This window comes from Legionella nigrisilvae (assembly GCF_977063395.2).
This window is the reverse complement of the sequence record NZ_CDRUGZ020000027.1, coordinates 562,156-574,413: the sequence shown is the minus strand read 5'-3', so window position 1 is coordinate 574,413 and position 12,258 is coordinate 562,156. Positions and strand designations below refer to the sequence as shown.

Genomic DNA, 12,258 nt, shown 5'->3' with positions numbered 1-12,258 from the left:
ATAAAATGGATATAGTACTTATTCCAGGAGCTTTAGCAACCCCTAAGTTATGGTTTCAACAGGAAAAAATTTTTAAGAAACCAATTCATTATGTAGATACTTTAAATAGTAATTCGATTGTTCAAATGGCTGAACGTTTTTGTTCTGTTGCTCCTAAGCAATTTACCTTAATTGGGTTTTCAATGGGGGGATGTATTGCTTTGGAACTTTTTCGTCTTATGCCAGAGCGTATTGAAAAACTTGTTTTGATTAATTCAGGGGCAAGACACATTTCTGAAAAAGGGCAATTAGAGCGGGAACGTTCATTAGATTTGATTCAAAAAGGTAAGTTCGAGTTTTTAATAAAATTGATTTTCAAAAATTCAATTTATGATACGAGTAAGCATAAGTCTTTGCTGCCATTAGTTGAGGAAATGGCATTTGCAGTAGGTGCAGAAAATTACACGAATCAACTTAACGCTATTCTGGCAAAGCCAGACCACTCAGAATTATTACAAGATATTAAATGTCCCACTTTATTAATTGCATCTCAGCAAGATAACGTAATGCCTATTGAACGATCTGAACATATGGCACAACACATAGAAAATTCAAAACTAATATACATGGAACAATGTGGCCACATGGCTATGCTAGAAAAACCGAATTTATTGAATCAAATTTTGAAGGATTGGTTGTAAGCAAAAGTTTTATTAGGGATTGTATGCACAGCGTCAGTGAAGATGGAACAATTTGCATTAATTTAAATGACTACAATGAATTATCTGACTCCATAAAATTTCGGGAAAAAATAGATTACTTATCTGAAAAATTAAATTGTCCAAAAGAAATCTCTAATTTTTCTATTTCTATGCTGTTTCATGGTGGGCAACGATATTATCTTTCCAATCTGTACCTATGGGCCATACCTTATCGAACTGAGGGCTTATATAGAGGAGATGTAGATCACGATCGTTCGCTTTATAACGGTAAAGAATTTTTCATTCAACGAGATATAACATATGACGAAATGCAGATTCCGATTATTCAAATACTGGAAACACGTTACAAGTTGAGCACAACTTTTGCAATGGTTCGTCAGTGTAATGAATGCGACTTTATTATTGAAGCTTATAATAACGAAAAAGTATCTGATCCTAGTAAACTCTATTTTGAAGTACGTGATCAGTTTGAAAAATTTATTTGTACATTTCTTGATGCTATGTTACCCGAGATAAGTACCGCTTTAGGAAGCCATAAATGGTTATCAATATTGAATGATGCAGATTTAAGAAAAAATGTGATTACCCGCAAGATTGATTCAAAAAAAATTGCACAACTTACCCAAAGAGAAATTCAGTGTTTGAGTATGATTTCTAACGGCATGACAATAAAGAAAATTTCTGAGCGATTGCATTTGTCTAGTGAAACCGTCAATACCCATGCAAAATCTATTCGTCAAAAGTTGGATTGTTCCAATATTACTGAAGCAGTATCCAAAGCGTTCCGTTGGGGGCTTTTAACCTAATAAAATTAATTAACTTTTTAAAAAATACCCAAATTTGGGGATAGGATATCCCTTCCAAAATTTTATAATTCCCGCCGTAAAAAGTTTTTCTAAATGGAGTTATGGAATGGGATGTATCGTAGAATTTAATAAAAATGTTCGTTTCGATTTTGTTCAGAATAAATCGAAACAAAAAATATGGATTGAAGTGCTTTTATGTTTTACTCACTTGGATATTAATCAATTAGCAATGCTTTTGGGAGTTTCTTCTGAAAAGTTAATTAAGGTTCATAGGGGAGCGAGCTATTTTTCTCAAGATATAGCAGAGGAGCTTGGGAAGTTATTTTTAATTTCATTTAGTGATTAATCCTTTAGAATTAGATTACATTGGAAACTAAGAGATCTTGTTTTGTGATGACCAAGTAGATCCGAACAAACCGTTAATTTAAAAATATCTCCTAAATTCGGTGATGACCCCTAAGATAGAGACATCTTTAATATTTTGAACATTGATAGTAGCCCATAGGGGGTTGCTTGCTAAAAGTTGGAATAAACAGGATTCTGTTTCTCCGTATTTTCTTAAAACAGTCTGATTTTTTTCAGCCAGGTAGGCCAAAACAAAATCCCCAGGAGAAGGTTTTCTGGCTCCATCGAGTATAATTACATCACCCTGGTTTAAATCAGGATGCATACTGTTGTCTTCAACAAGTGTGGCAAATAAGTTGGAGCTTTCTGATGATTTATTAAACTCATCAAGGATGATCGAGTTATTTCCTTCTGAAATTGTATTTTCTATTCTAGGGATATCTTTGATATTGACTAGGGGTACAAAACGAGATGAAGATCGTAATTCACCTTGCGGGTTATCAGTGAGTCCCAACAGATAAGATGCAGATACGTTTAGAACTTCGGCAATTATTTTAGCTTCCTCAGGTCCTGGTTTTCTAGTTCCTTGTTCCCAGTTACTTATTCGTGCTGCTGAGAGACTGTTAGTCCTTGATGCAAGTTCTTTGATAGTTATTCCTAATTCTTTTCTTGACTTAGTAATTCGAGCAGCAATTTTTTCCTTGATAACCATAAATTCCTCAAATAAAGCATTGACAATAAAACGAATTGTTGTATTATAAAGTCATAATAAAACAATCCGTTTTATTTTGTTATTTTTGAGATCATATTCGCTTATATGATGCCTAAAAATATCGATTTTGTTTTAAGAATAACACAAAAAAAATACAAGTCCTAGTTTATTACGGTTAAGGATGCCTGCATTATCATGAATTTGACGATTAGTTTAGAAGAGCTATCTGCAATAAGTGGATTGCCTCACTTACAACAATTACTTTACCTCTGTGGTCTTCGGCCTTATGTAGATTATAAAACTGCTATTGTAGGTTTGAAGCGAGGCATTAGCTATCAATCCCTTGCTGAAACACTCTATATCGAACCTCATCCAGGGATTAAAGGTGGCTCGCCAAGTAAAGATCAATTACGCAGGGCTTTAAAAGGTTTAGAGCGAGCGGGTCTATTAGAAATACAATCTCTAGAGCACAAACTTATTTTTAAATGCTTATTGGTCAATATGGATTATTGTGTCCAAAATAAAGCCGCCATAAACCCGCCACAGAAAGCCGTCACAAACCCACACACGGAAAGTCTTGTAGATATTGGATTATTTCAAGTTGGGTCAAAAAAAGCCGACACATCTGAATCCCCAAAAGCCGCCATACCTCTAAAAGAAGATAATTATTATTTTTGTTTATTATCGCGATTCGAAAAATTCTGGTCGCTATACCCAGAGAAGAAATCCAAAACCAAAGCACAAGCAGCATTTGAACAACTTAACCCAAATACCTTGTTATTTCAGCAACTCATGAACGCTTTGCAAAAACAAATCCATCATGTTGAAACCATGAAAGTCTATGGCACATGGGTGGCGCATTGGAAATATCCTGCCAATTGGTTGGCACAACGCTGTTGGGAAGACGAAATCACTGAAATGAAGCAGGAGAGTCATCATGAAACACATTGGAAGCCTCATCAACATGAATCCACAAGAGACCCATTTTGGAACCCCAGTGAAGAAGACCATGAACCCGAAAGAACCAACATCGTCCATTTCCCGAGAGGTTAATCCCAAAAGCAAACTGATTGAAACCTTGTTTTCAAAGTTTGCAGCTTTTTATGGCCACATTTGGAGAAGCCAGTTTAAGAGTGAAGGATTTTTGGAATATGCAAAAAAAGAATGGCAAGAAGGTTTGAGTGAGTTTAGCGAAAACACACTTAATAAAGCCATCCTTCAATGCCGCGAGTTTTATGAGTTGCCGCCTTCTTTACCACAAATGATTGCGTGCTGTCGGGAGATTAAAAAACGCACGCAGTTTTATGTAGTTAAGAAGAATCATGTGCCTGCAAAACAGGAGGTTGTTGTCACTCATTTAAACAAGTGTAAAGAAATTTTAACTAAAAAATAAAGGAAGAACATTATGTTAGTTTTAGGCAGAAAAATTGGAGAAAAAGTGGTGATTGATAATGGGAAAATCGAGATTCAGGTTTTGTGCTCCCGAGGAAATAAGCTCCTATTGGGATTTAAGGTACCAGAGAATATGGGGGTTGAACGAGAGGAAGATTTTCTAAAAAAAATATTAAAAGTCCCTGAGTTTTTAAAAGTAAATCATGCTTAACCAATGAGTCATAAGGAGAGTGAAATGCAAAAACAAAATACCCTCATGAAGATCTTTAAAGGAGTAATCAGTACTTTATGTATTTTTCTTTTTTCATCAAGCCTATGGGCTAATGATCTTTTATCCAAAGCTTTGGAAGGGGATGTCAAAGATTCATTAGGAAGCGGCTCAATGTTTTGGAAAGTTTTTATTTTAGTAGACATTATTTTAGCCACCGCCATGGCTGTTAAAAGTAAGAATCCAATGGTTTTTGTGGGTGTTACTGCGGTTGCTTTTATTCCGGCATTTTTATTAAAAACATTCGTGTTTTAAGGAGGAAAAAAGATGAGCACCATGAGTTATCAATTTTTGAGCCACATTGATGCACCCAAGAGAATACTCACTTTAACCTTGGATGAGCTAGTGGTTGTAGGATTGAGCTTTATGTTGCTCATCATCAGTAATCAAAAAGTTTTGGTCTCACTATTTGGAATGGGGCTATTAAGCGGTTTGCGTTTTTTGAAAAAAGGGGATGGACCAAAAGCATTGCTGGTACTTGCTTATTGGTATCTTCCTAGTGGATTGACGCAATTCTTTTTACCCCAATTACCCCAGTCGCATCATCGTGTGTATGTGGCATAAGGAGAAAGCAAATGGATTTTAAAATGTATCAAAGCCGATTAAGCCAATTATCCGCACGATTTAATTTGATGGTTTGTTTGGTGTTTGGTTTATTGATATCTAATCTTGTTTTATCGTGCTTTGTTTATTCAACGTTTAAACATCATACCGTAGAGATTACCCCCTTTTCAGGAAGTCCTGGTTATATAAAAAGTGCTTCATTTGTTGACAGTCACTATTTAAGTTTAATGACGGAGAATTTTATCAATGAGCGTTTGAACGTTAGTCCTGAGACTGTAGATGCCAATCATAAGCGCTTACTTTCTTTCGTGAATCATCAACAATACCCCGAATTTTTAAAACGACTCGCCCAAGAAGCTCGAGTGATTAAAAACAAAAAAATGTCCTCTACCTTTGACATCACAGAAATTTTTGTCAACCCCAATGAACTTTATGCCGTGGTGAGTGGCACGTTAAAGCGTTATGTAGGAATTAAAGCAATTTCTGATATCCAAACAACCTACAAATTAATATTTCAATATGTCAATGGCCGTTTATCAATTATTCAATTTGCACCAAAGAAGGAGAGTGACCATGCTTAAGGGGCTGGGTGTCATTTTGGTACTGGTATCATTAAGTGTTGCGGCAAGTAACACTATCCCGATTAAAGACAACAGCGATATTCCATTAACGTTAAGCCAGGGAAATTACAACCGCATTTTAGTAAAGAATGACAAAATCATGGAAGCAATATTCCCAGAAAAGGCAATGGCAATTAAACGTGATGAGCAGGATGGTTCCGTTTATATTATGTTGGCAACAATGAATCCGTTTACCTTGTTTTTGACTACTGAAGCAGGTCGACATTTTTCTCTTACTTTAACTAGCGAGGAGTCATTAGGTAAAACCATTGAATTGCTTTCTCAACCGAGACACATAGCAAAAGCAACTTCACCTAAAGTAAGAGCAAATTCAACAAAAAGAACTCATGAGGCCGTTCCAGAAGCAATTCTTGCACTGCTTAACGCTATGGAACAGCATAAACCCTTTACTGATGTGACAGTAAAACATCAATTTGGCAAAGCAGAGCGTTGGGCAAAAGGATTAACTCTTTTACCTAAAGAGTCCTGGGATGGAAAATTGCTTCAAGGAGAAACCATTGAACTCTATAACGCAGGTAAAGAGCCCTTAGCTTTATCCGAAGCTTGGTTTGCTAAGAAAGGGACACTAGCCATTAAATTTTCTAAGCCAATAATTAAGCCTAGAGAGCATGCCATGCTTTACCGTGTTCAAGGAGTAGACCATGGCTAATTGGCAACACAATCTACTAATTAAAAGTCGCCAAGTTCGGACCTTGATTGTAGTTGGAAGTGTTATTTTGCTAATCCTTGCCATCCTTGTTTCATTGTTTGTCGAGGGTCGTCCTAAAAGTACTTCTGCTATCCAAAAACCAGTAGATATCACAGGTATTGTGGATGAATCGTTCACCGAAGCTGCATCCGATAATGCACTTACTATCCAACAAACTGAGCTTGAATCACTCAAAAAGCAAATTAGTGAGTTAACTTCCAATATCAAGAAGATGCATCAAGAACAGCAAAAACAATTCAGCGCACAAAAAGAAGAATTGACCGCGCAAATAACCACAATGGTTTTAGCACATACGGAAAAAGCAAAGGATTCTGAGCCACCACAGAATTCATCCCAAGAATTAAAAGGGGTACAAAATTCAGAGTTTTGGCATCATCCCGAGACCTATGCCATGAATGGTGTAAACACATCAAACTTGATGGCTTTAGCTGATGGGATGCCACGTATTCATACGGTGTCATTTCATAAGAAACGTAGTAATAAAAAAATTCATCCTAACACCTATTTAAACCCAGCTCATTACGTACCTTCCAACACTTCAGTACGCGCTGTTGTTTTAGGTGGTGCTGATGCAGATGCATCGGTTAATGGTCAATCTAAAAACAATGGCGTTATGCTCTTTAAATTTCTGGAAGATGGAACACTGCCAAATGGTGCACGCTCCCGTCTTCGGGGATGTCGTGTGAGTGCTAATTCCTATGGGGATATTTCCAGTGAGCGTGCTTTTGCAACCCTTTATCGTCTGTCTTGTGCTCATCCGGGCCGGCCCATCATTGATATAGAAGTAACAGGGTGGGTGTTTTTCAATGGCAAAGTAGGAATTAAAGGTAAGCCCTTAATGCGGGATAACAAAGTCATGACTTGGGCAGGAGTCAGTGGTGCCTTATCAGGTATTGCGCAAGCGGCGCAGTATGCCCAAAGTGTACAAAATATTGGTCCCTATGGTGCGACTTCCGTTGTTCCTTCAAGTCAAATTGCCCCATTTGCAGCCTATGGCGGTGCGTCCAAAGCCGCAGATACTTTATCGGCCTATTACGTCAAACGAGCCGAGCAATATCATCCCGTCATTCAAGTAGGCTCAGGCAATGTAGTCACCATTGTCTTTAAAGATGGATTTTATTTAGAGCCTGATGAAGACAAAAGCCAACATGCCATGGGTCAAGTAAAGAGAGAAGAAGAGTCACAAAGATTAATCGCATCCAATAATGATGACAGTTCAACTGAAATGAATTTTACAGTACCGCCTGAAGTCCTAGGAAAAATTGACCATGCGAATACCTTAGCTGCAAATCAAATCGGAGGGTTGCGATGAGCCAACGGAAAAAAATTCTAATTACCTTAATTTCTTTTGGGTTGGCGGCATGTGGCCCCATCAATTCTAACTTTAGTTGTAATGCGACTGCAGGGGATAGTTGTTTGACGATTGAGCAAGTGGATGCCATGACACGATTCGCCGATTATGCGAGGCCCTATGGTCTAAAAAATAAGCAAACCAACACAAAAAATGCACCTCTTATCAAATCTGGAAGAAAAGTTAAACAAAGTAATGGGCAAGCACTTTGGCTAGCACCGACAGTTAAGGGGCAATCATGGGCTTAAAACTCAATCAATTGCGAGATAAAGCACGCGAACTAGCGCATCGTGCAAGTCAAAAACTGGGAGAAACTGCAGGCATAAAGCCTGACTCTTTGCAGCATCACATAAAAGCCTATGAAACCTGTGCTTTAGACTTGCCCTCCATAACCAGTTTGCTTCCTTATGAAACAGTAAGTGAGGAGGGATTTTTTGTCAATCGTAATTCTGCAGGTTTTGGACTTCTTTTAATGCCCACGGCAGGAGCAGATGAATCCTTAATGAAATCTCTGGCAGAACTATTTAAAAATAAACTCACTGAAGGAACAGATTGTACCGTATTGCTGTATAAGCATCCCTGGCTTGCCCAAAATTTGCAACACAATTATGCGCCTATTTTAAAGCAAGGTGGCATTTATGCAGAGCTTGCTCGTCAAAGTTTGAAATACCATCTTAATGCCATTGCCAAGGGTTATAAAAATGGCCGCAATGTCCCCGCCACTTTGTCGGATTATCGAGGATATCTGTTCATTTCAAGACCGAATGAGCAAGAAGTTGAAAGCAAGCTGCGAGTACTTCGAGAAGAGTTTGAATCCGAACTCAAAGTGGCAGGATTTAGTTTGGCACGCTGTGATGCACACGATTTTAAAGTTTTAATGCGGGCTCTGATGTCACCGAACTTTAATGAGCTGTCCTGGCCCACCATCGAGAATTCATCACCTTTTATTGCCAAGTCTATTCTTAATCCTACTACTGTATATGAGATTGGTGATGAGGCGATTAATCTCTCTGTCGCCGATGAGGAAGGAATTATCCAGCGCTCAAGGGTAATCAATTGTGAACTAACCAGTTTTCCTAAAGCTCCTTTTGCGTTATGGCAAACTCCTGATTTGTTTGCCAACCTTTTAAAGCCGGAACAAGGCATTCAATGTTCCTTTCTGCTTTCATTTACTATTCGCGGTGTGAATCAGGAAAAGATGAAAGCGCAAGCGAAAAAAAGAGCCAAATCGTTAACTGCCAATAATAATGCCATTCAATCCTTTATTAATCCGGGTATTAAAGAAGAAGCTGCCGAATGGCAGTTTGTGCATGAGCATGCATCCAAAGGTGAATTACATCTTCTGCCTACCTTTTACAATTTAGTGTTGTATACGACAGTAGAAAAAGAACGCGAGCATGTGGCCAAAGCAATTGCAAGTTTTAGACAAATGGGATTTACCTTAGTACAAAGCCGTTGCAAACAATGGCTGCGATTTTTGGCAAGTCTTCCGTTTATGCTGACCGAAGGACTTTTCTCAAGACTAGCGCTTTTAGGTATGACCAAAAAACTAAGTCATACCAATGTGGCTAATCTTCTACCCGTAGTGGCCGATTTTAAAGGAGCACGGCAAGGGCTCATTGTGCCAACCTATCGTCATCAGTTGTTTTATTTAGATACCTTTGATGACCGAGTCTTACCCATCACCAATTTTAATCGCTTAACGGTAGCAAGCCCTGGCTCTGGTAAATCCTTTTTTGAACAAGCACAAATCCTGGATGGCTTATCCCGCGGGCAGCACATTTTTGTCATCGACTTAGGCGGTTCGTACAAACATTTATGTGAGTTGGTTGGGGGAAGCTACATTGATGCCTCCACATTGACTCTTAATCCTTTTACGCTATTTGATTTTGATGGAGTCACCGAAATTGATGGCGAAAAGGTAAATGATTCCATCCAAATTAGAGATTTATTAGCCATTATGGCAAGTCCCAATGAGGCATTAGGAGAGGTTCAAAAAGCATGGCTTTTGGATGCAGTGCTCACCTGTTGGCAAGAACATGGCCGGCAAGCCAAGATGGATGATGTACTGAATGCGCTTCGCGGACTGCTACAAAAACCAGAATCCAGAAATGACCGCAGATTAAAAGATTTGCTCATCCTGTTGGATAAATATGGCAGCCAGGGAATCTATGGCAGGATGTTTAATAGTGATACCCCACTTTTAAATAACTCTAATTTTGTGGTTCTGGAAATGGGCCAACTAGAGAGTAATCCAGGGTTACTCACTATCGTCATGTTTGTCATGATAGTAATTATCCAAGGGCAGTTTTACCATTCCGACCGCAGAATTCAAAAACGCTGTATTATTGATGAAGCATGGCGCTTTCTGGCTGTAGGTTCTAATCCAATTTCTGCAGGATTTATTGAACAAGGATTTCGTACAGCAAGAAAACATACGGGTGGGTTTGCCGTAATTACCCAAAATCTGGCCGACACCATGAATACCCTCCAGGGGCAAGCCATTGCCGCGGCAGCAGATACCAAAATCATCATGCGCCAAGGAGCATTTCGTGAGTACGTTGAGAAACATCCTGATCACTTTACCCCTCTAGAAATTGCCATGATTGAATCCTTTGGTGAGGCAAAAACTCAAGGCTTTTCTAATTTGATGATTCAATTCGGTAATGTGACTACGTTTCATCGTTATTTTTGCGACCCATTCTCAAGAGTATTGTTCTCCACTTCGGGCGATGAATTCGGAGCAATCGAGTCCTTAATGAATCAAGGGATATCCCTCACGGATGCGGTTTATCAAGTAGCACAACATCACTATGGAGATGAATTATGCGATTGAGTCATACCGTAGTAGTCAGTGTTGTAACAATACTCTTTATTGGTTTGCAATTTTGGATTTCACCAAAAACCAACATTGTACTTTTTGATTCTGCAGCTATTCAAGCTCAATTAGTCCGTCAATTAGCAGAACATCAAGCCAATGAGAAACAAGTGAGCCACACAACCCAGCAAATCAAGCAGAAACTGCACCTGCTGTTAACACAGTATGCTAAGCAACATCACGTCATAATTTTTGACCAGCGTGAAGTGCTTGCAGGTGGTGAAAACATTACAAGCGAGATTGCTAACAAGCTCAGTCAGACGATGAGGAAGAGCTCATGAAAAGCGTATTGCTTCTGGCTTTTATCATGGCGATTCATTGGAATGCACATGCCAAATCATTTGGTGTAGTAGGGGAGGTTTTTCCGGTTAGCGAAAAAAGCTTTTTAGAGCTGATTGAAGAACGGTTACGTGCATTAACTGTTAGTGGTGAATTGGAGGCATTAAAGCAGAAATGGATTCACGCAGCAGCTCAACACGCAAACAGACCGACTGCATTAGATTTAAAACGCACTCAACAAACAATCCAGCATTACTACGCGCCAGAAATCACCTTAAGTCAGGATATAACCGATGCCAAAAGCAAGGTGCTTTACCCTAAGGGAACTTCTGTAAATGCGCTGGAGTATATGCCGACGTATAAACCTTGTTGGCTGTTTTTTAATGCTGATGATGAAGCACAGATTCGTTGGGCGAAGCTACAAAAGAATCAATGCCCCAATCCCAAATTAATTTTGACAGGGGGGGCGATTCACAGCACCGAAAAGAGATTCAAGGCAGTGACTTATTTTGATCAGGGAGGCCGAATTACACGAAAGCTTGATATAAGGCATGTACCAGCGCGAGTAAGCCGCGAAGAAAATCAGCTTCTTATTGTTGAAACAGCAATTAAGGAGAGTGGCGATGTCCTTTAAAGTCCTTCTTTTCGTAATCTCTTTCGCCTGTTCTTATACGGGATGGAGCAAACAATGCACGGGACATTTCGTCAATCCGATTCGTGATGTGTGTTGGCGATGTTTATTTCCTTTATCGATTGGCAACATCAAGGTGGTCAATTCATCTCTTCCCGATACCGACAATGCATCAAGCCCCATAGGCATATGCCCAGGTCCCTTGGGTTTACGTGTCGGGTTGAATATTGGGTTTTGGGAGCCAATGGCATTAGTAGATATTACCGATACACCCTATTGCCTGGTTAATCTGGGAGGCATCAAGCTCAATTTGGGTTTAAAGCACAGTAGAGGCGGCCGTCATGTGGTTGGCCATGGCCAGCAACGCGCTTTTTTCCACGTGCACTGGTACAAATATCCGCTGATTAGTTGGCTTAATCTCATCACCTCACTAGGTTGTATGCAAGGAGGTGATTTTGACATTGCTTACCTCACGGAGCTTGATCCTACCTGGCAAGACTCTGAAATGAGTTTTGTCTTAAGTCCTGAGTCGGTGCTGTTTGGAAATCCGGTGGCAGCAAGCGCATGTGCCGCAGATGCCATTTCTTCGACATTAACAAAAAAACCAATAGATAGTCTTTTTTGGTGTGCAGGAGCACAAGGCACCCATTACCCGCTGACAGGGCATGTGAATGCGTCAATTTCTCCAGTGCAAACCGCGCTGCTTTTGACAGAACGCATGAATTACAAAATGCACCGTGAATTTTTGGTGTCTGATTCAAGTCCTGCGTCGGGTGCGATTTGCAAAGAACATTACTATACCGTAACACCTAAATCCCGCTACCGCTATGAAATGGTGAATCAAGTGGCAGATGGCAAACATTGCTATCCAGGAGGCTTAGGCACTTTGGCTTGGGAGTTAGGAAAAATTAAACCACATACCGCCGACCAGTATGGATTTTTAGTGTGGCGAAAACGTAACTGTACCTTCCTTTAAATGGA

Annotated in this window: 17 protein-coding genes; 16 read left to right on the top strand and 1 reads right to left on the bottom strand. The window is 39.4% G+C overall.

What is annotated here, in order from left to right; translation table 11 throughout:
• The first annotated feature begins 5 nt into the window (after positions 1-5).
• From ACWTE2_RS19835 to ACWTE2_RS19825, 3 genes are all read left to right on the top strand, one after another.
• The gene (locus ACWTE2_RS19835) at positions 6-680 is read left to right on the top strand and encodes an alpha/beta fold hydrolase (RefSeq protein WP_454784023.1); all 675 of its coding nucleotides are present in this window, start codon (positions 6-8) and stop codon (positions 678-680) included.
• A gap of 23 nt (positions 681-703) precedes the next feature.
• Positions 704-1,507, top strand: a complete 804-nt coding sequence (locus ACWTE2_RS19830; RefSeq protein ID WP_454784022.1) for a helix-turn-helix transcriptional regulator — start codon at positions 704-706, stop codon at positions 1,505-1,507.
• A gap of 106 nt (positions 1,508-1,613) precedes the next feature.
• Entirely contained in the window at positions 1,614-1,853 is a 240-nt protein-coding gene (locus tag ACWTE2_RS19825) for a hypothetical protein (RefSeq protein ID WP_454784021.1), read from the top strand.
• A gap of 78 nt (positions 1,854-1,931) precedes the next feature.
• Here ACWTE2_RS19825 and ACWTE2_RS19820 read toward each other — a convergent pair whose 3' ends face one another.
• Entirely contained in the window at positions 1,932-2,564 is a 633-nt protein-coding gene (locus tag ACWTE2_RS19820; RefSeq protein WP_454784020.1) for a helix-turn-helix domain-containing protein, read from the bottom strand.
• 195 nt (positions 2,565-2,759) lie between these two features.
• Between ACWTE2_RS19820 and ACWTE2_RS19815 the strand changes: the two genes are divergently transcribed.
• From ACWTE2_RS19815 to traU, 13 genes are read left to right on the top strand one after another with little or no spacing between them, the layout of a single operon-like run.
• Positions 2,760-3,617 (top strand): hypothetical protein, encoded by an 858-nt coding sequence (locus ACWTE2_RS19815; protein ID WP_454784019.1) that lies wholly within the window; start codon positions 2,760-2,762, stop codon positions 3,615-3,617.
• A complete protein-coding gene (locus ACWTE2_RS19810; RefSeq protein WP_454784018.1) occupies positions 3,574-3,957 on the top strand; it encodes a Vir protein in 384 nt (127 codons plus the stop codon). The genes ACWTE2_RS19815 and ACWTE2_RS19810 overlap by 44 nt, the downstream gene beginning before the upstream one ends.
• A 12-nt stretch (positions 3,958-3,969) precedes the next feature.
• Positions 3,970-4,167, top strand: a complete 198-nt coding sequence (locus tag ACWTE2_RS19805; RefSeq protein ID WP_454784017.1) for a carbon storage regulator — start codon at positions 3,970-3,972, stop codon at positions 4,165-4,167.
• Between the two features lie 24 nt (positions 4,168-4,191).
• Complete coding sequence (locus tag ACWTE2_RS19800) at positions 4,192-4,479, top strand: hypothetical protein (RefSeq protein WP_454784016.1); 288 nt, start codon at positions 4,192-4,194, stop codon at positions 4,477-4,479.
• A gap of 12 nt (positions 4,480-4,491) precedes the next feature.
• The gene (gene traL / locus ACWTE2_RS19795; protein ID WP_454784015.1) at positions 4,492-4,788 is read left to right on the top strand and encodes a type IV conjugative transfer system protein TraL; all 297 of its coding nucleotides are present in this window, start codon (positions 4,492-4,494) and stop codon (positions 4,786-4,788) included.
• 11 nt (positions 4,789-4,799) lie between these two features.
• On the top strand, positions 4,800-5,369 hold the full coding sequence (traE, locus tag ACWTE2_RS19790) for a type IV conjugative transfer system protein TraE (protein WP_454784014.1): 570 nt from the start codon (positions 4,800-4,802) through the stop codon (positions 5,367-5,369).
• Positions 5,362-6,078, top strand: coding sequence for a type-F conjugative transfer system secretin TraK (traK, locus tag ACWTE2_RS19785; RefSeq protein WP_454784013.1), 717 nt, complete (start codon positions 5,362-5,364; stop codon positions 6,076-6,078). Before traE ends, traK begins: the two co-directional genes overlap by 8 nt.
• Positions 6,071-7,450 carry a TrbI/VirB10 family protein gene (locus ACWTE2_RS19780; RefSeq protein WP_454784012.1) on the top strand — a complete coding sequence of 460 codons (1,380 nt, stop codon included), beginning with the start codon at positions 6,071-6,073 and terminating at the stop codon, positions 7,448-7,450. Before traK ends, ACWTE2_RS19780 begins: the two co-directional genes overlap by 8 nt.
• Positions 7,447-7,737 (top strand): conjugal transfer protein, encoded by a 291-nt coding sequence (locus tag ACWTE2_RS19775; protein WP_454784011.1) that lies wholly within the window; start codon positions 7,447-7,449, stop codon positions 7,735-7,737. Before ACWTE2_RS19780 ends, ACWTE2_RS19775 begins: the two co-directional genes overlap by 4 nt.
• Complete coding sequence (gene traC / locus ACWTE2_RS19770) at positions 7,728-10,325, top strand: type IV secretion system protein TraC (protein ID WP_454784010.1); 2,598 nt, start codon at positions 7,728-7,730, stop codon at positions 10,323-10,325. Before ACWTE2_RS19775 ends, traC begins: the two co-directional genes overlap by 10 nt.
• A complete protein-coding gene (locus tag ACWTE2_RS19765; protein ID WP_454784009.1) occupies positions 10,316-10,648 on the top strand; it encodes a TrbI F-type domain-containing protein in 333 nt (110 codons plus the stop codon). The genes traC and ACWTE2_RS19765 overlap by 10 nt, the downstream gene beginning before the upstream one ends.
• Positions 10,645-11,280 carry a type-F conjugative transfer system protein TraW gene (gene traW / locus ACWTE2_RS19760; RefSeq protein WP_454784008.1) on the top strand — a complete coding sequence of 212 codons (636 nt, stop codon included), beginning with the start codon at positions 10,645-10,647 and terminating at the stop codon, positions 11,278-11,280. The genes ACWTE2_RS19765 and traW overlap by 4 nt, the downstream gene beginning before the upstream one ends.
• Positions 11,270-12,253: a conjugal transfer pilus assembly protein TraU gene (gene traU / locus ACWTE2_RS19755; RefSeq protein WP_454784007.1), complete on the top strand. Its 984-nt coding sequence runs from the start codon at positions 11,270-11,272 to the stop codon at positions 12,251-12,253. Before traW ends, traU begins: the two co-directional genes overlap by 11 nt.
• Positions 12,254-12,258 lie beyond the last annotated feature (5 nt).

What these genes read in the sequence shown, in the direction of transcription:
- ACWTE2_RS19800 (WP_454784016.1), top strand. Translation starts at nt 4,192, where the DNA reads ATGCAAAAACAAAATACCCTCATGAAGATCTTTAAAGGAGTAATCAGT.
- ACWTE2_RS19775 (WP_454784011.1), top strand. Translation starts at nt 7,447, where the DNA reads ATGAGCCAACGGAAAAAAATTCTAATTACCTTAATTTCTTTTGGGTTG.
- traU (WP_454784007.1), top strand. Translation starts at nt 11,270, where the DNA reads ATGTCCTTTAAAGTCCTTCTTTTCGTAATCTCTTTCGCCTGTTCTTAT.
- ACWTE2_RS19815 (WP_454784019.1), top strand. Translation starts at nt 2,760, where the DNA reads ATGAATTTGACGATTAGTTTAGAAGAGCTATCTGCAATAAGTGGATTG.
- ACWTE2_RS19830 (WP_454784022.1), top strand. Translation starts at nt 704, where the DNA reads ATGCACAGCGTCAGTGAAGATGGAACAATTTGCATTAATTTAAATGAC.
- ACWTE2_RS19835 (WP_454784023.1), top strand. Translation starts at nt 6, where the DNA reads ATGGATATAGTACTTATTCCAGGAGCTTTAGCAACCCCTAAGTTATGG.
- ACWTE2_RS19820 (WP_454784020.1), bottom strand. Translation starts at nt 2,564, where the DNA reads ATGGTTATCAAGGAAAAAATTGCTGCTCGAATTACTAAGTCAAGAAAA.
- traE (WP_454784014.1), top strand. Translation starts at nt 4,800, where the DNA reads ATGGATTTTAAAATGTATCAAAGCCGATTAAGCCAATTATCCGCACGA.
- traW (WP_454784008.1), top strand. Translation starts at nt 10,645, where the DNA reads ATGAAAAGCGTATTGCTTCTGGCTTTTATCATGGCGATTCATTGGAAT.
- ACWTE2_RS19765 (WP_454784009.1), top strand. Translation starts at nt 10,316, where the DNA reads ATGCGATTGAGTCATACCGTAGTAGTCAGTGTTGTAACAATACTCTTT.
- ACWTE2_RS19780 (WP_454784012.1), top strand. Translation starts at nt 6,071, where the DNA reads ATGGCTAATTGGCAACACAATCTACTAATTAAAAGTCGCCAAGTTCGG.
- traK (WP_454784013.1), top strand. Translation starts at nt 5,362, where the DNA reads ATGCTTAAGGGGCTGGGTGTCATTTTGGTACTGGTATCATTAAGTGTT.
- traC (WP_454784010.1), top strand. Translation starts at nt 7,728, where the DNA reads ATGGGCTTAAAACTCAATCAATTGCGAGATAAAGCACGCGAACTAGCG.
- ACWTE2_RS19825 (WP_454784021.1), top strand. Translation starts at nt 1,614, where the DNA reads ATGGGATGTATCGTAGAATTTAATAAAAATGTTCGTTTCGATTTTGTT.
- traL (WP_454784015.1), top strand. Translation starts at nt 4,492, where the DNA reads ATGAGCACCATGAGTTATCAATTTTTGAGCCACATTGATGCACCCAAG.
- ACWTE2_RS19805 (WP_454784017.1), top strand. Translation starts at nt 3,970, where the DNA reads ATGTTAGTTTTAGGCAGAAAAATTGGAGAAAAAGTGGTGATTGATAAT.
- ACWTE2_RS19810 (WP_454784018.1), top strand. Translation starts at nt 3,574, where the DNA reads ATGAACCCGAAAGAACCAACATCGTCCATTTCCCGAGAGGTTAATCCC.